At 59.1% G+C, this 17,003-nt stretch carries 16 protein-coding genes and 1 pseudogene; 11 read left to right on the top strand and 6 right to left on the bottom strand.

Annotated elements, in window-relative coordinates; genetic code table 11:
- Positions 1-50: 50 nt before the first annotated feature.
- The 4 genes and pseudogenes from NF876_RS11175 to NF876_RS11160 all read left to right on the top strand — a co-directional run bounded on the left by NF876_RS11175 (position 51) and on the right by NF876_RS11160 (position 3,410).
- A complete protein-coding gene (locus NF876_RS11175; protein WP_262268874.1) occupies positions 51-647 on the top strand; it encodes a hypothetical protein in 597 nt (198 codons plus the stop codon).
- On the top strand, positions 586-1,470 hold the full coding sequence (locus NF876_RS11170) for an MBL fold metallo-hydrolase (protein WP_315975024.1): 885 nt from the start codon (positions 586-588) through the stop codon (positions 1,468-1,470). The genes NF876_RS11175 and NF876_RS11170 overlap by 62 nt, the downstream gene beginning before the upstream one ends.
- Positions 1,365-1,913 (top strand): annotated as a pseudogene (locus NF876_RS11165) (transposase); the annotation flags it as partial. The gene NF876_RS11170 and the pseudogene NF876_RS11165, both read left to right, overlap by 106 nt.
- 627 nt (positions 1,914-2,540) lie before the next feature.
- Positions 2,541-3,410: an SMP-30/gluconolactonase/LRE family protein gene (locus tag NF876_RS11160; RefSeq protein ID WP_262268873.1), complete on the top strand. Its 870-nt coding sequence runs from the start codon at positions 2,541-2,543 to the stop codon at positions 3,408-3,410.
- A gap of 64 nt (positions 3,411-3,474) precedes the next feature.
- Here the strand turns inward: NF876_RS11160 and NF876_RS11155 are convergent, their stop codons facing one another.
- The 6 genes from NF876_RS11155 to NF876_RS11130 all read right to left on the bottom strand — a co-directional run bounded on the left by NF876_RS11155 (position 3,475) and on the right by NF876_RS11130 (position 9,699).
- Entirely contained in the window at positions 3,475-4,254 is a 780-nt protein-coding gene (locus NF876_RS11155; protein WP_262268872.1) for an SDR family oxidoreductase, read from the bottom strand.
- Positions 4,255-4,290: 36 nt separating this feature from the next.
- Positions 4,291-5,373, bottom strand: a complete 1,083-nt coding sequence (locus NF876_RS11150) for an ABC transporter ATP-binding protein (protein ID WP_262268871.1) — start codon at positions 5,371-5,373, stop codon at positions 4,291-4,293.
- A 2-nt stretch (positions 5,374-5,375) separates the two neighbouring features.
- Complete coding sequence (locus tag NF876_RS11145) at positions 5,376-6,317, bottom strand: carbohydrate ABC transporter permease (protein ID WP_262268870.1); 942 nt, start codon at positions 6,315-6,317, stop codon at positions 5,376-5,378.
- Positions 6,314-7,201: a carbohydrate ABC transporter permease gene (locus tag NF876_RS11140; RefSeq protein ID WP_262268869.1), complete on the bottom strand. Its 888-nt coding sequence runs from the start codon at positions 7,199-7,201 to the stop codon at positions 6,314-6,316. Before NF876_RS11140 ends, NF876_RS11145 begins: the two co-directional genes overlap by 4 nt.
- A gap of 79 nt (positions 7,202-7,280) precedes the next feature.
- A complete protein-coding gene (locus NF876_RS11135; protein WP_262268868.1) occupies positions 7,281-8,528 on the bottom strand; it encodes an ABC transporter substrate-binding protein in 1,248 nt (415 codons plus the stop codon).
- Between the two features lie 376 nt (positions 8,529-8,904).
- Positions 8,905-9,699 (bottom strand): IclR family transcriptional regulator, encoded by a 795-nt coding sequence (locus NF876_RS11130; protein WP_262268867.1) that lies wholly within the window; start codon positions 9,697-9,699, stop codon positions 8,905-8,907.
- A 318-nt stretch (positions 9,700-10,017) separates the two neighbouring features.
- Here NF876_RS11130 and gloA point away from each other — a divergent pair, with 318 nt between their 5' ends.
- From gloA to NF876_RS11095, 7 genes are all read left to right on the top strand, one after another.
- Positions 10,018-10,455 (top strand): lactoylglutathione lyase, encoded by a 438-nt coding sequence (gloA, locus tag NF876_RS11125; protein ID WP_262268866.1) that lies wholly within the window; start codon positions 10,018-10,020, stop codon positions 10,453-10,455.
- A 152-nt stretch (positions 10,456-10,607) separates the two neighbouring features.
- Positions 10,608-11,690: an ABC transporter ATP-binding protein gene (locus tag NF876_RS11120; RefSeq protein ID WP_262268865.1), complete on the top strand. Its 1,083-nt coding sequence runs from the start codon at positions 10,608-10,610 to the stop codon at positions 11,688-11,690.
- 75 nt (positions 11,691-11,765) lie between these two features.
- Complete coding sequence (locus NF876_RS11115) at positions 11,766-12,482, top strand: ribonuclease activity regulator RraA (RefSeq protein ID WP_262268864.1); 717 nt, start codon at positions 11,766-11,768, stop codon at positions 12,480-12,482.
- A gap of 112 nt (positions 12,483-12,594) precedes the next feature.
- Complete coding sequence (locus NF876_RS11110) at positions 12,595-13,575, top strand: D-2-hydroxyacid dehydrogenase (RefSeq protein WP_262268863.1); 981 nt, start codon at positions 12,595-12,597, stop codon at positions 13,573-13,575.
- Positions 13,576-13,603: 28 nt separating this feature from the next.
- Positions 13,604-14,386, top strand: a complete 783-nt coding sequence (locus NF876_RS11105; RefSeq protein ID WP_262268862.1) for an SDR family oxidoreductase — start codon at positions 13,604-13,606, stop codon at positions 14,384-14,386.
- 48 nt (positions 14,387-14,434) lie between these two features.
- Positions 14,435-15,397 (top strand): aldo/keto reductase, encoded by a 963-nt coding sequence (locus tag NF876_RS11100; protein WP_262268861.1) that lies wholly within the window; start codon positions 14,435-14,437, stop codon positions 15,395-15,397.
- Between the two features lie 330 nt (positions 15,398-15,727).
- Entirely contained in the window at positions 15,728-16,957 is a 1,230-nt protein-coding gene (locus NF876_RS11095; protein ID WP_262268860.1) for an ABC transporter substrate-binding protein, read from the top strand.
- Positions 16,958-17,003 lie beyond the last annotated feature (46 nt).

Below are 17,003 nucleotides of genomic sequence, written 5' to 3'. Positions count from 1 at the left end.
GAGTCTGACTAACCCGGTGCCGCGCCGGGCCTCAGCCCTGGAGGGTACCCATGCGATTATCCCTGATCGGAGCCTTCTTCGCTCTGGCGACGCTCCCGACCCTAGCCCAAACTCCCGAAGGAACACCCACCCGTATCCGCGGGACGGTCGCAGGCGTTGAGGGGCAAACCGTCATGGTCAAGTCCGCAGCGGGGCAGGATGTGCCCGTCACGATGGCGGCGGACGCGAGGATCACTGGTGTGGTGAAGCGGAGCCTCTCGGACATCAGGGCGGGAGATGCCATTGCCTCAACATCCGTGCGAGGCTCTGACGGCAAGCTGCATGCTTTGGAACTGCACTTCCTGCCGCCGGGCGCCAACGAGGGCCAGTTTCCGACCGATCTCGCCCCCGGTAGTCTCATGACCAACGCGGCGGTTGCAGGCATTGCGGCGGCGCCACAAGGGCAGGTGTTGCGGGTGACCTACAAGGGCCAGGAGGCGGAGATCATCGTTCCGCCGGATGTGCCCGTAGTGGCGTTCGTGCCGGCGGACATGAGCCTGGTGAAGCCTGGGGCTGCGATCATCGTCTCCGGTGTGAGAAAGCCTGATGGTTCTGTGGTGGCGACCCGCGCCACCCTGGAGAAGGATGGCGTCAAGCCACCGATGTGATCTGGGTCAGGTCCTCATCGCCCGACATAGAGAGGTTGTCATGAGCAAACTCGCAACGTTTGTCCCGCTTCTTGGATTGCTTCTGTTCGCGTCGGGACCGGCTGGTGCCCAGACTGACTATTCCGAGGTCGAGATCAAGACCACGGAACTCGGCCATCGCACCTTTATGCTCGAGGGAGCCGGCGGCAACATCACTGTGGCGGTGGGTGAGGGCGGCATCATCATGGTCGACGGCCAGTTCGCGCCGCTGCACGACAAAATCAAGGCAGCGATCGCCGCCGTGTCAAAGGAGCCGATCCGCTACCTCGTCAACACGCATTTCCATGGCGACCACGCCGGCGGCAACGAGGGCTTCGCCAAGGACGGTGCGGTCGTGACGGCGCATGAGAATGTCGCCAAGCGTCTGAGCGCCGGCACCACCAACGGACTGACGGGCGCCACGACCCCGCCCGCGCCGGAGGGCGCGGTCCCGACCAAGACCTACACGACGGAAATGACCCTGCAGGTCGGCGGGCGGGAGGCGGTCCTGAAGCACCTCGACAATGCCCATACTGACGGTGACACCTACGTGTACTTCCCCGACGCGAACGTCCTAAGTAGATCGCCAAAAGTTCTGCAACAGCTTTCTGAGCCAGAAGTGTTTGGAGGCCATGCCGGCCTTGCGACATGCCTGCTGCGGCGTCAGCGTCAGAACCCAGGCCGCGGCAGTGGCGGCCAGGGCATTGGCAATGCGAGAAGCATGGTGGAAAAGGCCATCGGACTTGGCGCAAGCTCCACTTGGCTGTTGACCCCGACACCGGTGAAATCGTCGCCCCGGAGTTGACCAGCACCGAAGACGGCGATGCCTCATAGGTCGGACCTTTGCTCGATCAGATCTCAGGCCCGATCGCTTTGGTCACGGCTGATGGCGCAGCATATGATGGCGAGCCAGTCTACCGCACCCTTGCCGCGCGGGATCCTGCTGCGGCTGTGATCATCCCACCGCGCTCAACAGCAGTGCCGAGCAACACGGCCGAGACGGCGCCCACGCAACGCGACCGTCACCTCCAGGTAATCCAAGAACGTGGTCGGCTCGGCTGGCCGAAGGCCGTCAACTACAGCCGGCGGTCCTAGGGCGAGGTGGCGATGATGCGCTACAAGGCTTTGATTGGTCGCCGCCTCCACGCCCGGACTCTGCCAACACACAAGACCGAAGTCGCTGCTGCCGGCAAGGTCATCAACATCATGACCCACCTTGGCATTCCTGTGTCCCAGCGCATCGTCTGAAGCCCTGCGCCAGGGGATGAACGCGTCCCACCGCTGAATTGCGCACCAAAGTCGCATAACTATGCCTAATCGTCCGGGTCTCGGCTTTGATCTTAACCATGCGGCCCTGGAGAACTCACGGTAGCTGGATGGTACGATCTGCACGAGTGAAACTTGGGTATAAGGTAGAGAGACCGCCTCCGGCTGCGTAAGCATTCACAGGCCATGTGTTCCGGGCCGCGATAGCTGCTCCGGAACAGCAGGTACCAGTGCACCGCCCGCAGGATGAGAAGGCGTTGAATGGGTTATTGTTATTCTTCTTCACTGTCAGCCCCTCTCACCTCCTCCTGTCGTAGCTCAGGTCGAGCACGCTTCAAAGCTGCAACAGATCCCGAGTTCAGCCGGGTAGCGATGGCGAGCACAACACGGGTGACGGATCCTCTTCATCCATCACTTATATCTCATCCTGGTCACCCTCTGGTTAAACTGACGGCGCCCTCTTGACATAGGTCAGCGTTTGCAACGCAACCATCACAGCAGCTTGTGTTGGAATCAGGGGGTTTCGTGACGTCAATTCGAGCAGAAACGGTGGATCTCCCACTTGCGCTCGCTAGACGATGTGCCGCTCTCCGCAGCGGAGAGATGACCATGATGGAATTCAGGCCGCTGTCGGACTTGTTGTGCCGCGTGGGCGAAAGCCCTGTTTGGGACGAGCGCCGGAATGCGCTTTTCATTTGCGATATTCCCGGCCCCTCTCTTCATCTCATAGACTTTGAGGGAACAATTCGCGGGACATGGTCGTTCAATGCGCCTGTCGCCTCGGTAGGCTTGGCGGAGAGCGGCCGCGTCGTGATCGCGCTGGGACGGGATGTGATCGTATTCAATCCTGACAATGGAAGCATGAACCTGCTGGCGCGGACTCCGGAGCCCGAGACGAACCGCCTGAACGACGGCAAGGTCGGGCCTGATGGCCGCTTTTACGTCGGCGGCATGGATACCAGTCCGCAGAAGGACTCCATTGCCTCGCTTTATAGGGTTTCTGCGGACGGGAGCATTGAGCGGCTTGTGCAGGACCTGCAGATATCGAACGGGCTTGCCTGGTCACCGGATGGAAAGCGAATGTATCACAGCGACACCCGGGGCCCATGGATCGACTGCTACTCCTTCGATCCCGAGCAGGGTTCGATCTCCGGGCGCCGGCGCTTCGCCGACTTGAACGATGTAACCGGAAAGCCTGACGGAGGAGCATGCGACCAGGCTGGAAATTATTGGTGCGCCGGCGTGACGGCAGGAGTTCTCAATCGTTTCTCGGAGGACGGCGAACTGCTCGCATCCCACCCTCTTCCTCTGAGGGCGCCAACCATGCCGTGCTTCTGTGGTCCCGGCTTGAACCTGATGATCATCACGTCGATCAGCGACGGAGTCCCGGATCTGCAGCCGAACGGCCTTGATGGGCGTGTGCTGATCGGTCCTGCACCGGCTGCCGGTGTTCCGGTCGCGCGCATGCGCGGCATTTAGATCCAGAAGGAGGCGAACGATGTTGCCGGGTACGGATTTGCTTCGCATCCGGAATGCGGCAGCGTCAGCGCAGAAGGGATTGCCCGCCGTCGATCCAGATCGGTGTGCCCGTAATGTGCTTGGCTTGCGGTGACGACAGGAACATGATGGCTTGAGCGATGTCGTCGGGCTCCCCAGGACGGCCTCCGCTGATGGGAATGTCGCCTTCGGGCCAATGAACTGGGATAGCCGCTTCTATCGTGTTGCGCTTGACGGTGCTGTCGCCGATGGATGTGCTGATCTGCCCCGGACAGACTGCATTCACGCGAATACGATGCTTGGCCAGTTCCAGCGCAAGCTGCTGAGCCATCGCGAATTGTGCGGCCTTTGTCGCGATGTAGGCGGTTGCCCCGGCGGTCGTGAAGATGCGGGTTCCGTTCATCGATGACACGATGACAATGGATCCGCCGCCGTTCTGCTTCAGATAAGGAACCGTCAGGTGAAGGGTGTTGTATGTACCTGTCAGGTTGACCGAAATCGTCTTGTGCCATTCATCCGGCTGGAGATCGTCGATCGGGGCCCATACGCCGTTGATGCCAGCATTGGCGACGACGATATCCAGCCTTCCGCTTGCTTCCAGAAGCAAGGCGAGGCCGCTGCGTACCTGCTCGAAATCCGAGATGTCCGCCAATGCGAAACGGGCTTTGCCGCCTGTCTGCTCGATTTCGCTGCAAAGCGCCACCAACTCGGCCTCAACGATGCCGAGAGCCAGGATCTCGGCACCTTGAGCTGCCAGAGCCTTCGCAGACGCCTTCCCGATCCCCGATCCGGCACCGGTGACGAGGGCGATTTTCCCGTTTAGCATGAGCGTGCTCCAGGGGATGTGACGAGACGAGAAGACTTAGAGGCGTTCACCGGCGGATGTGAACAGCGAGACTTGAGACGGCTGCACAAAAACATCCGTCGCCTGGTTCACCGGCACCACCACATCCGTGGACATTCGTGCCGAAAAGGGAGTTCCCGCCACCCGGCCCCACAGCAGATTGTCGGAACCCATCGGCTCCAGGAGATTGAAGACGGCGTTCAGTTTCTCCCCACTGGTTGTCTGCGAGAGGCTGATCTGTTCTGGTCTTACACCCAGGCTTGCCGGCGTGCCGTCCATAGGCCTTGAACGGAATGGGTAGTCCTGCATATTGATCGTGGGGCCATCCGGTATGGTGAAGGTGATAGAGTCGTCTCGCACTTTTAATGCGCCGTCCAGGAAGTTCATCGTCGGAGAGCCGACGAATTCTGCCACGAAACGATTCCTGGGATTCCTGTAAATCTCGTGCGGCGTATCAAACTGCTGAATCACGCCACCATGCATGACCGCAATCCGGTCGGCCAGTGTCAGCGCCTCAATCTGATCATGAGTGACGAAGATCATCGTCGTGCCCAGCTCCTGATGGAGCCGTTTCAGTTCGACCCGAAGTTCGGTTCGCAACTTCGCGTCGAGGTTTGACAAGGGTTCGTCAAAGAGGAAGACCCCGACATCCCGTACAAGGGCGCGGCCGATGGCGACCCGCTGCCTCTGGCCGCCCGAGAGTGCCGAGGGGTAGCGCTTGAGCAGGGGCTCGAGATGCAGGATTCTTGCAGCCTTGGTAACACGGCTTGCGATTTCATCTCGCGGCATGCCGGCCATCCTCAGGCTAAAGGAAAGATTTCCCTCGACCGTGAGGCGTGGGTAGAGCGCGTATGACTGGAACACCATGCCGATACTGCGGTCGCTGGGCTCCTCCCAAGTCACGTTGCGGCCGCCGATCCAGATTTGGCCGTTCGAGACCTCGGTGAGCCCAGCGATGGCGTTCAACAGGGTCGACTTGCCGCAGCCGGATGGGCCAAGGAGCACGACGAACTCGCCGCTCTCAATATCCAGGTTCAGCCCCTCAAGGACTTTGACGTTGTGGTAGCGAATGTCGATGTTGCGAATGGAAACGTTGCTCATCTTCAACCCTTGATCGCGCCGGCAGCAATGCCCCTGACGAACCAGCGTCCTGATACGAAGTAGATCAGAAGCGGAACGAGAGCCGTGAGGATCGTCGCAGCCATATTGACGTTGTACTCGATCTCTGCACCGGACGGGGCCACGATGTTGATCAGTTGAACTGTCATCGGCCGGTTCTGAAGGCCGCCGAAAACGACGCCCAGCACATAATCGTTCCAGATGCCTGTGACTTGAAGGATCAGAGCAACCGCGATCATGGGCGTCGACATCGGTAGGATAAGATAGAAGAAGATCTGAAAGAACCCGCCGCCGTCAATGCGTGCCGCCTTGAACATCTCCTGTGGCAGGCTCGCATAGAAGTTGCGGAACACGAGGGTCATGACCGGGAGCCCGAAGATGACATGCGCCGTCACGAGGGCCAACATCGAGCTGTTCATGTTCAGGAAAGAGAACGTGCGGACGAGAGGATAGAGGAAGATCTGGTAAGGCATGAAAGCCCCGAAGAGAATAACTGCGAAGAGAACATTCCCGTGCTTGGCCCGCCAGAATGTCAGGGCATAGCCCGTGAGCGAACCCACGAAAATCGAAGCGATGACGCTGGGAACCAGGATGCGGACCGAGTTCCAGAATCCGATGCTGATGCCGCCGCATTCGAGGCCGGTGCATGCGCTTGACCAGGCCTTTATCCAGGGTGCGACCGTCCATATCTCTGGAGTGGAGAAGATGTTGCCGAGGCGCACTTCGTCCAATGTCTTGAAGGACGTAATGAACATGACGTAGATCGGCAGAAGAAAGAATGCCGACGCCATGATCAGGAAAGCATAGAGGCCGATCCTGCCGGGGGACAGGCGCTTTGGGCGCGTGCCGAAAGGCTCGGCGCGTCCTTTCGCCGATGTCTGCGCCACTTCGGGAGCCAGGGACCTCGTGGAAGCAAGATCGCTCATTTTGCCCTCGGTGCCGTCGAACGGAAATATTCGAAGTAGAGCCAGGGAGCCAGAACGCTCAAGACAGTGATCAGAAGGACTGTTGCGCCCGCCGCAGCCAGCCCGATGTTCTGACGAATGAATAAGTTGTCCATCACGAACTTCGCCGGAACCTCGGAGGCGATTCCAGGCCCCCCGCCTGTCAATGCGACAACCAGGTCATACAGCTTGACCACACCCAGTGCGAGCAGAACGACGGCGGTGATAATGTTCGGCCGGAGGAGGGGCAGGACGATATGCAAATAGACTCGCCATGTCTTGATACCATCGACCCGGGCGGCATTCCAGAGATCACGATCAATTCCGCGCAGGCCCGCGAGCATGATTGCCATGACGAGCCCTGCCGCGTGCCACACGGCCGCCAGGACCACGCAGTAGATCGCGGTCTCGTTTTGAGCGATCCAGTCGAACTGGAAATTGCTGAACCCCCAGCTTCGAACGGTCTTTTGAACGCCGAGTTCTGGGTTGAGGATCCATTGCCAGATGAAGCCCGTCACGATGAAGGAGATAGCGTAAGGATAGAGCAGAACTGTCCGGAAGGCGCCTTCGCCGCGTACGTGCTTGTCGAGCGCAATGGCCAAGAGCAGGCCAAGGATAAGGGATGCCAGGATCATCAGGCAGCCGAAGATCACCATGTTCTGAAGTGAGACGATCCAGCGTGTGGTGCCAAACAAGCGCGCATACTGATCGAGACCGGCAAAACGGGCGACCGGCAGCATTTTGGACTCAGTCAGGGAAATCCCGATCGTCCATAACATCGTCCCCACGTACCCGAGCATGGCGATGACGGTCGCAGGCGCAAGACCGACATAGACCGCCCATTGAATTGAACTTCGCTTCAGCATGGAGCAGCTACCTTCGGTGATCGAAGCAGGATCGGTGTCCGCGGAGCCACTTGAGGTGCGGCCCCACGGAACGGTCGCTTCACTTCTTGAAGTTCGCCACTACCGCAGCGTACTTCTCGGCGAACTGCTCGGGCGTCATCGTCTTACTTGCCCAGAACTCGACGTTTACGTCCTGAAGCGAGTTCAACATATCCGGAGTTGCCAGCCAGTCAGGTCCAGGTAGTTGCTTCTTGGGATCCTTGAGCACGGACATGCCGATCTGAGCACAGGCGTCGAGGCCGTTCACATCGACATCGGTCCGGACCGGGAGAGATCCTTTCTTTGCATTGAAGGCAAGCTGCACGTCCTTGGACAGGAGCAGCTTCGCCAGAACATCCTGGGTCTTGTCGAGCTCGGGCTTGTTGGTAACCGGCATGACGAAGACGTTGCTGTCGCTCAGAAACGTCTGATCGCCCATGCCGAGCACGCAGCCGTACTCCTTGCCAGCGGTGAGGCCCGCGAGATTGAACTCTCCCTTCTCCCAGTCTCCCATGATGTGCATGCCGGCGGTGCCCTTGATGATCATGGCCGCAGCTTCGTTGAAGCTCCGGTTGGGGCTGCCCGGGTCGACGTAGTCGCGCAGCTTGCTGAAGGTCGAAGCCGCAGCGAGGAACTCGGGCGACTTGACGGCTGATGCGTCCTTGTCGCGCATGATCTTCAGGTACAAGTCCTTGCCGCCTCTGCCGACGAGAACGCCATTGAAGAGCTGGTTGATCCATGGAGGTTGCGCGCCGACTGCGAGGGCGATGACCCCCGAGGACTTCAGTTTGTCGGCGTTTGCAAAGAACTGCTCCCAGGTCGTTGGCTCCTTCAGGTCGTTCTTGGCGTAGATCGCCTTGTTGTACCAAAGCCAGTTCGGGGTCTGGATGCTGACCGGAACCGCATAGATGTGTCCGTTGCGGCTGACAGCTTTTAGGACATCGGGCGGAAGTACAGCTTTCCAATCTTCCACTTCCGCGATAGCATCCAGGTTTCTGAGCAGGCCTTGATCGACCAGCTCTTCGAACTGACGTCCTGCATTCATCTGCATCATGGTCGGTGGATCGCCCGCCACGACACGGTTGATGCCGATCGAGCGCGCCTGATCCGGATTTGCGATGGCGTTATCGACCCATTGGCCGCCCGCGGCCTTGAAAGCCTCCGCGAAGACCTTCACTCCGGCGGCTTGGCCACCGGAAGTCCACCAGTGGAGGACCTCTGCCTTCATGGGTTGCTGTGCGTAGCTGGTAGACGTCAGGGCCAAGGCCAGAGTGCTGGCGCCTAGGAATGCTGCAAGAAAGCGCTTCACGTTTTCCTCCCTCATATGCGGATGCCTCCGGTCTTTGCCGGATGGAGTTCTTGAGTGCGCCCCGCTAACCCGTGGGTATGTCCATCTGTTCAATAGAGAACAGCTCTGCGCCCCATTTGATATTAGGTAAACGACGGTTAATCCGTCAAGACTCAGTTAGGATATACTTGTTTCCCGACTTGAAAATTTAGGTGCCATCCAAGGGTAGGCACATGAACGTTACCGAAGTTCAGGAAGCGCGAATAAATAGAATACAATCTGTGGCTGAGATTGCGGCGCTCGCTGCCCCTACAGACGGCAATGGGCGCTTGCCGATATTGGAAGCAAATCCGGCAGGCGGGATAGACAAGCCCGTAACCTGGGAAGCAGAGAAAAGCTACAGATTGTGCGCAGCGAGTTCTTTCGAGATCGCCTTCGCAGTATTGCAGACGGCTGTTCTCAGCTTCGCAATTCGGGTGTCGTCACCGGTGCTCAGGAACGGAATGCTGACGGCAGCAACAGTGTCCCCACGCTTGTTCTGCACGGGCGCTGCAACGGCAACAACACCTGGAGAATATTCGCCGTTGTCAAAGGCCCAGCCTTGCACGCGGACCTGCTTCAACTCCTTTGCGAGCTTGCGCGGATCGGAGATGGTATGATCGGTAAATCTTTCGAGCGCCGATTTCAGCACGCGGTTGACTTCCTCCTGGCTCAAGTGAGCAAGGAGCACTCTGCTGGCGGCTCCTGCATGAAGCGGTAACCTGCGACCCGGTTTGATGTTCAGCCCGTATTCGCCGGACCCCTGAACGGTCGCCACCACAAGCACTCCGTCGCCGTCCCTGATTGAGAGTTTGCTGGCCTCTCCGGTCGAGAACGAGAGGCGCTCAAGGTGGGGGGTTGCAATCCCGGCCAGATCCGAACTGGAGCCGATGGATACGTTCGCTGCAAGAGAGAGGAGGCGAGGACCAAGGACATAGGCTCCCGACAATCCCCTGCGAACGATCTCGCGGGCTTCCAGTGTGTTGAGGATCCGATAGACCGTAGAACGAGGCGTTTCGAGAAAGTCGCTCAACTCCCGAATGTTCGCGCCATCCGGGCGGCGCTCGATGATCTCAAGAATATCGAGCATGCGCTCGATCACGGGCACATGGTTTCCTTCGCGTCGTCCGACCGCAATTTCATTTGTCTTCATGCTCGTGAGCACCTGTCTGATCGAAATTCACGAACGCACCTTCGCCGACACTTCTGCGGCCAAGTTGTGCCCTGTTCCCAATGTCTTTGCCTCCTCATCAGCTGCTGATCAAGAGGATCTCTCGGGAGTTCCAATGTTGCACGTGGTTTCGGCATCGGATCCTCCCGGTTGAGGGGGCGGAAGCGGACGTCACATTCCCGATTGACAGGACGGTAAAATATCTGAAAGCTGTGGTTAGAACAAGACCTAATCAAATGGGAACAAGGCGGCAATTTCCTCTTGGGGTTGCTGTCGCCGGTTACTCGGAAGGGAGAACAAATGTCTCAAGCCCAGACGAATGGTTTTCGCATCATGCACACGATGATCCGTGTCGGGGACCTGGACCGATCGATCAATTTTTATTCCAAGCACTTCGGCATGTCCGTCGTCAAAAAAGTGGATGTTCCCGAGGCGCAATATACGAATGTATTTATTGGCTACGGAGATGAAAACTCCGATCCCATGATCGAATTGACCTATAACTACGGAACGACCTCCTACGATCCCGGTAAGGGATTCGGCCATATCGCGATCGGCGTTAGGGACATCTATGCCGTATGCGATGCACTGAAGGCCGAGGGCATCAGGATCGTTCGCGAGCCAGGTCCGGTGAAGTTCGGCACCGTGCATATCGCTTTCGTCGATGATCCGGACGGCTACCGCATCGAGCTTATCGATATCGATACCGGCGACTATGCCAACGCGGACCGCCGTTAGATCCTTGCGAGCGACAGAGCCGGCTTTGCTGAACAGAGCGAAGATCCTGGGCCGAGCCAGCTGATGCGCCCGTCGGTCCCAAATGCTGGGAATGATCAAGTGCCACGTTACGAACGCTCGGAAATCGGGGTGCGTGGAGGAGGAAGATCTGAATGACATTCGTCGAAATTGACCGTGTCAAAAAGTCCTACGGTTCTCTCGAGATTATTCACGGCGTCGATGTTCGCATCGATAACGGCGAGTTCGTCGTTCTCGTCGGCCCCTCTGGTTGCGGAAAATCAACGCTCCTGAGGATGACGGCAGGCCTGGAGAACATCAGTGGCGGTGAAATCCGGATCGGTCGGAAGGTGGTCAACGATCTTCCTCCCAAAGACCGTGACATTGCGATGGTCTTTCAGAATTATGCGCTCTACCCGCACATGACCGTCGCACAGAACATGGGCTTTTCACTCAAGCTCAGAAAAACGCCGCCTGCCAAGATCGATGCGAAGGTGAGGGAAGCCGCCGACATTCTCGGGCTTCGCCCCCTCCTTGACCGGTACCCGAGGCAGCTCTCGGGCGGGCAGCGCCAACGCGTCGCCATGGGACGGGCGATCGTACGCAATCCTCAGGTTTTCCTCTTCGATGAGCCGCTCTCCAATCTCGACGCCAAGCTGCGCGTCCAGATGAGGGCCGAGATCAAGGCGCTTCACCAGCGTCTTCACACGACGACCATCTACGTGACCCATGATCAGATCGAAGCGATGACCATGGCCGACAAGATCGTCGTCATGCTGGATGGTCGCGTCGAGCAGATGGGTGCGCCCTTGGAGGTTTACGATCGTCCCGCCAGCCAGTTTGTCGCCGGCTTCATCGGATCGCCCGCCATGAACTTCCTGTCCGGCCAGATCGAAACCTCCAGCGGCACGAGTATCGTTACGAAGGACGGAACGCGCATTCCCATTTCCGGCTTCTCCCGCATTTCGGAGGGGCAGGAGGTCACCCTGGGTATCCGGCCGGAACATCTTGAGGTTGTTCCGCCGGGGACCGCCGGTGCATTCTCCTCCGAGATTCTGGTGGTGGAGCCGACGGGCTCGGAGACAATGATCTCGGCGAATGTCGCAGGCGCACAGATGGGGGCGGTTCTTCGAAGCCGGCGTCACTTCGCGGCAGGCGATCGCATCGGGCTCCGTCCCGAGCCAGGAAGGCTTCATCTATTCGACCCGGCAACCGAGCGAGGTTTGCGGATCGAGTGATCATACGAACCGAAGGAGCCCCGCCTGCAACAGCGGCAAACGACGAGCGTCAAACCATTTAAGAGAATTATCCTAATGACGACATATCGCGCAGAAACGATCGAAATCCTGAAGAAGGCGTCAACGGCAGCCATTACGGGCCTGCTTCTCAAGAGGCATGGCTTTCGTATGCGTGCCATTAACGGGGTTCGCCCCATCGACTTGGCCAATTGCCGGTTCGCAGGTCCTGCCTTTACGCTTCGATATGTCCCGCAGCGGGAGGATCTCAGCGTCAGCGGCGACATCGGCAATCCCAACAATGCTATGCTGAAAGCGACCCAACAGATCGCCGTCGGCAGCGTCCTCGTCATGGATATGATGGGGAATGGCAGCGTCGGCGGCCTGGGCGACGTGCTGACGACGAGCTTCCTGGCGCGTGGCGTGGCTGGGATCGTGTCGGATGGAGGAATGCGCGATGTCAGCGAGATCGCGGCGCTCGGGATGCCGATTTACTGTAAGGGGCCTGCTGCCCCCCCGAGCCCGTCCGCTCTCATGCCGATCGACATCCAACAGCCGATCGCATGTGGAGGCGTCCTCGTACTTCCCGGTGACTTCATCGTAGCCGATAACGACGGCGTCGCGGTAATCCCCGCTCACGTGGCGGATGACGTCGCGGAGCAGGTTGTGGACAAAGAGCTTATGGAGAGCTGGATCCGAAGCCGCGTGGCAGAGGGCGAGGGCGTCTACGGCCTCTATCCCCCGAACGAGGCCAATCTTGAGCGATACAGGCAATGGAAAAGCAGTCGCAGCTGAGTGCGGCCCGGACGGCGGCCGCCGGTTAGCTGCCTTGCGCCGCTGATCATGAGGTAAGGCACACCGCACGTCGATGACGTTCACAGGTGGCCTGCAGTTTAGGAGACAGGTGTTGCGCGTCCATATCCATAGCGACCCGCTTGACGGCAATCCGCGAGCGACGCTTCAGCAATGGCATGATGCCATTGCTCGCGCGGGTGATGTCGCAGCGGATATCACCGCCAGCCTCAGCGAAACTCCAGAAGAGCTTGCCGCAGCTCTGCGCGAGGCCGAGGCTCTCATCACTACGGGCCGCGTCGTCAAATCTCTATTTCCGGCAGATGCGCCGCATCTTCAACTTATTTTCCTGACCCATGCGGGCGTGGACGTGCTCGCAAAGGCGAGCCAGCTGCCACCGCACGTCCGAATTCTCAACAACAGCGGAGCGCATGCGGAGAAGGGTGGCGAGTACGTTGCGATGGCCGTACTCATGCTCGCCAACCACATGCCGACCTTTATCCGTCAGCAGAGCCAGGAGATGTGGGACAGGCGAATGGGCTCGTCTCTGTCCGGAAGGCGCGTGACCGTTCTCGGATTGGGATCTATTGGAACTGCGGTCGCGGAAAAGCTCAAGTTCTTCGGAATGCGTGTCACGGGTGTGAGGACGCGCAGCGAGCCGCATCCCTTCTGCGATACCGTGGTCGCAATTTCCGACATCGATTCCGTTCTGCCTGACACCGAATTTCTCGTTCTGGCATGCCCGCTGACGCCTGCGACGGCCCATATCCTTGACGAACGGCGTCTCGCACTTCTCCCTCAAGACGCCGGCGTCATCAACATCGGCAGGGGGGAGCTGGTTCAGCAGGAGGCTCTGCTGGACGCATTGGATTCCGGCCATCTTGCCGGATCGGTTCTGGATGTCTTCACACCTGAGCCCGTGCCGCCGGGCCACAGGCTGTGGCAGACACCCAATCTGATCATGACGCCGCATATGTCGGCCGGAGATCCGGTGACGTATATCCCGCGCAGTCTCGATATCTTCTTCCATAACCTGAGATGCTTGCGGGACGGCAAGGATCTGCCGAACCAGGTCGACCTGAGCCGGGGCTATTGAGGGAAAGCGATAGGGAAGAGCGACCATCATGGATTTGGGAATTAAGGGACGGCGCGCCATCGTTTGCGCATCATCGCGCGGACTTGGACGAGGCTGCGCCGAGAAATTGGCCGAGGCTGGTGTTCACCTGACGCTGAATGGGCGCTCGGAGGAGCCGCTGCGAACCCTGGCGCGAGACCTGGGTGAGCGATATGGCGTCGACGTTCGATATGTCGCTGCGGATGTGACGACGGAAGCAGGGCGTGAGGCACTTCTGACTGCGGAGCCCGACCCGGACATCCTCGTCAACAATGCCGGCGGACCACCTGCCGGGTTGTGGTCGGACTGGGGGCGGGCTGAATGGCTCAAGGCCATCGAAGCCAACATGTTGACCCCGATCCTCCTGACGAGCGCCGTTCTGCCGGGAATGCTCGAACGCGGGTGGGGACGCGTCGTCAACATCACCTCCGCATCGGTGAAATCGCCGATCCCTCAACTCGGACTGTCGAACGCGTCTCGGTCCGGCCTCACCGGGTTCGTTGCGGGAACCGCCAGGCAGGTCGCGTACAGGAACGTCATCATCAACAACCTTCTTCCCGGCCCTCATGCTACCGATCGGATCGAGGCGCTGGTCGAGAACACGGCGCGTCAGCAGGGCATCTCCAAGACTGAGGCTCGGGACGGCGTCGTCTCTGCCATTCCTGCGAGACGGCTGGGGACTGCCGAGGAGTTCGGCGCCACTTGCGCGTTCCTCTGCAGCGTCCACGCGGGATTCATCGTGGGTCAGAACATCCTGCTCGATGGCGGGGCGTTCAACTCCACCATGGGATAGCATTCAAGGCGGGCTCGAACCCGCACGCGAAAGGCACTTGGTACTAAAATGAGATACGCACCATTCGGCAAGACGGGGATCGAGGTTTCCCAAATCGCGCTGGGCGGACACGAGTTTCTTGCGAACGGACGCTCGCGAGGCTTCAATGAAGACATGGCCAAAGCTGTGACACCCAGTTACTTTCTGCCGGGCTTCGGTGGCCCGAAGCGGCTTGAGATCCTCAAAACCGCGTACGATCTCGGCATCAATTTCTTCGATGTCACAATCGACTCGGAAAAGGAGGCGCTCGGACGGAACTTGGCCGATGCGCCGCCGCCGTATCCCGTCTATATCCAAACGCGTCCCGAAGGGATGTGCTACGGGTACGATCCGGGCAATCGGAAGATGCTGGACTATGCCTTGCTGCGGGAGGAAGTCCAAAGAGGCCTCAAGCTCATTCGCCGCGATGCTGTCGACTTCCTGAATATCGGGCTCCAGAAGTGGTCGATTGATGAAACGCCGGATTACATGCCTCGATTGGCCGACAATCTGCAGCGGCTTCGCGACGAGGGGCTCATCCGCTTTGCCGTCGCGGATTCGTTTGGAGGCCAACGGCTCTACCTGGAACAGTTGGCCTCCGGAGCCTTCGATGCCGTTAATCTGGACCTGAGCATCGGCGAGCCTGGAGGGCTAGAGAAGGTTATTCCGGAGGCCCGAAGCCGCGGGATGGGCGTGATTGCTCGTGAGGTTTTCTTCAAGAGCGAGATCTTCACCATCGGCGAGGACGTCGGCGTCACCGATCGAGCCGCCGTTGCGCGCACTGCATTGGCGTGGGTTGCGAAGCAGGGACCGGATACGATCATTCTCGGCGTGGACAACGCGGAGCAACTTCGAGCGAACGCCGCAACTCTGGAGGCGGGCGAGGTTGCTTTGGATCTTGATCTCGTTGCAAAGCTGGAAGGGGCGCCCGCATTTCAAGCCTATAGGGATCAGCGGCTGCGGGCGTTCTTCGAATTACAGAACGAAAAGTAGCCGTAGTCGGATTTAGAAAATCCGGGTGCGTCAGCGAGCCAAGTATCCGCTCTGCGCAATGAAGTACTTTTCAGGTCTTTGCGTAAGGTGAAACGGGTTCAATCATTGACAAACCCCGGAGAAGGCGCGACGATCAGCTAAGAATAGGTCTTGTTCTCTAATGAACAGGCGGCGACTGCCTCTCCTGGCATGGGCCATGAGAATGCTCCACAGGCGCTGCTCAAACGCTTGATCGGCAAAGCACGGCAAAAATAACGCAATACAATCCGTGCGGTTGATCGAAGGTAACAAACGAAGGGAGGACTGAAAGTGAAACGCCATTTTTTCGGATTGCAGGTCGCCGCCGCCGCCGTCGCGACAATGCTGTCAGCATCGGCCCGTGCCGACGAAGTCACCTGGTGGGTGACCGAACCAGGCAAAGCGAAGGCCCAAGCCCTGGCGGCCGAGTTCGAGAAAGAAAATCCCAACACCAAGCTCAAGCTGCAGTTCAACCCCTACGGCGGCCTTGAGGGCAAAGTGCTGATTGCGCTGAAATCCGGCGCACCGCCAGATGTCATCGAGGTCCAGACATCCTGGATTCCATCCTATCAGGCAACAGGCGCTCTCGACGATGTCGGCGAGGTGATCGCGGGAAGCGTTCCCCTCAAGGACTTCGTGCCGGCGACACTGCAGGCAGCGTCGGTCGGAGGGAAGATCTACGGGCTCCCGTTCCAAGCCGAAGCGCTTGCGATGCTCTATCGTAAGGATCTCTATCGCGAGGCCGGGCTCGATCCGGAGAAGCCGCCCCAGACCTGGGACGAAATGATCGACATTTCCAAAAAGCTGACGAACACTGGCCCGAACGGACAACGTCGCTATGGCTATGGCATCGCCGGAGGCGGTCCGGAAGGGCAGGGCAATACGCTGTATCGTTCGCTTCCATACGTCTGGATGAATGGAGGCGACATTCTTTCGCCCGACATGACGAAGGCTGTGATCAATAGCCCTGAAGCGGTCGAGGCTATTAAATTCTACACGGACATGTACACCACGCTCAAAGTGGCTCCGCCATCGACACTGGAGAATGGCGGACTGGAACTGCGCCGTCTGTTCATGGCTGGCACCATCGCGCAGTATCAGGGTACGCCGACGGAGCTTGAGCGCTTTGCGCAGGATGCTCCCAATCTTGATTACGGCGTGGCCATCATGCCTCACCCCAAAGGTAAGGAAACATCCGCTCTTCTGGGTGGGTGGGCTTTCATTGCTCCCAAGGCGGCAAAGAACAAGGAAGGCGCCGCGAAGCTTCTGAAGTTCCTGGCGAAGCCGGAGCGGCTTGCGGAATACACCCGCACGTTCCCGACCACGACCACCGCCATGAATCTGCCCCGCTTCGCAGATCCTCGCCTGGACGCGTTCAAGGTCATGCTCACCCATGCCAGGCCTCAGCCTCCCATCGGAAGCTGGCTTGAGATATCCAGCGCATATTACAAGAGCATCCAGGAGATCCTTATCGGCGGTGCAAGCGTCAAGGACTCCCTTGATCGCGCAGCCAAGACCATCGACGCAATCCTGAAAAAGTGAGGATTTGTTTCGCCTTGCCTGTCGTCCGACAGGCAAGGCGATCATA

This window comes from Microvirga yunnanensis, assembly GCF_025460875.1.
The sequence above is the reverse complement of the archived record's forward strand: the minus strand, read 5'-3'. Positions and strand labels throughout refer to the sequence as shown.

Excerpts from the sequence above, each read along its gene's own strand:
- NF876_RS11100 (WP_262268861.1), top strand. The coding sequence starts at position 14,435 with ATGAGATACGCACCATTCGGCAAGACGGGGATCGAGGTTTCCCAAATC.
- NF876_RS11155 (WP_262268872.1), bottom strand. The coding sequence starts at position 4,254 with ATGCTAAACGGGAAAATCGCCCTCGTCACCGGTGCCGGATCGGGGATC.
- NF876_RS11145 (WP_262268870.1), bottom strand. The coding sequence starts at position 6,317 with ATGAGCGATCTTGCTTCCACGAGGTCCCTGGCTCCCGAAGTGGCGCAG.
- NF876_RS11115 (WP_262268864.1), top strand. The coding sequence starts at position 11,766 with ATGACGACATATCGCGCAGAAACGATCGAAATCCTGAAGAAGGCGTCA.
- NF876_RS11105 (WP_262268862.1), top strand. The coding sequence starts at position 13,604 with ATGGATTTGGGAATTAAGGGACGGCGCGCCATCGTTTGCGCATCATCG.
- NF876_RS11160 (WP_262268873.1), top strand. The coding sequence starts at position 2,541 with ATGATGGAATTCAGGCCGCTGTCGGACTTGTTGTGCCGCGTGGGCGAA.
- NF876_RS11170 (WP_315975024.1), top strand. The coding sequence starts at position 586 with ATGGTTCTGTGGTGGCGACCCGCGCCACCCTGGAGAAGGATGGCGTCA.
- gloA (WP_262268866.1), top strand. The coding sequence starts at position 10,018 with ATGTCTCAAGCCCAGACGAATGGTTTTCGCATCATGCACACGATGATC.
- NF876_RS11150 (WP_262268871.1), bottom strand. The coding sequence starts at position 5,373 with ATGAGCAACGTTTCCATTCGCAACATCGACATTCGCTACCACAACGTC.
- NF876_RS11140 (WP_262268869.1), bottom strand. The coding sequence starts at position 7,201 with ATGCTGAAGCGAAGTTCAATTCAATGGGCGGTCTATGTCGGTCTTGCG.
- NF876_RS11120 (WP_262268865.1), top strand. The coding sequence starts at position 10,608 with ATGACATTCGTCGAAATTGACCGTGTCAAAAAGTCCTACGGTTCTCTC.
- NF876_RS11175 (WP_262268874.1), top strand. The coding sequence starts at position 51 with ATGCGATTATCCCTGATCGGAGCCTTCTTCGCTCTGGCGACGCTCCCG.
- NF876_RS11130 (WP_262268867.1), bottom strand. The coding sequence starts at position 9,699 with ATGAAGACAAATGAAATTGCGGTCGGACGACGCGAAGGAAACCATGTG.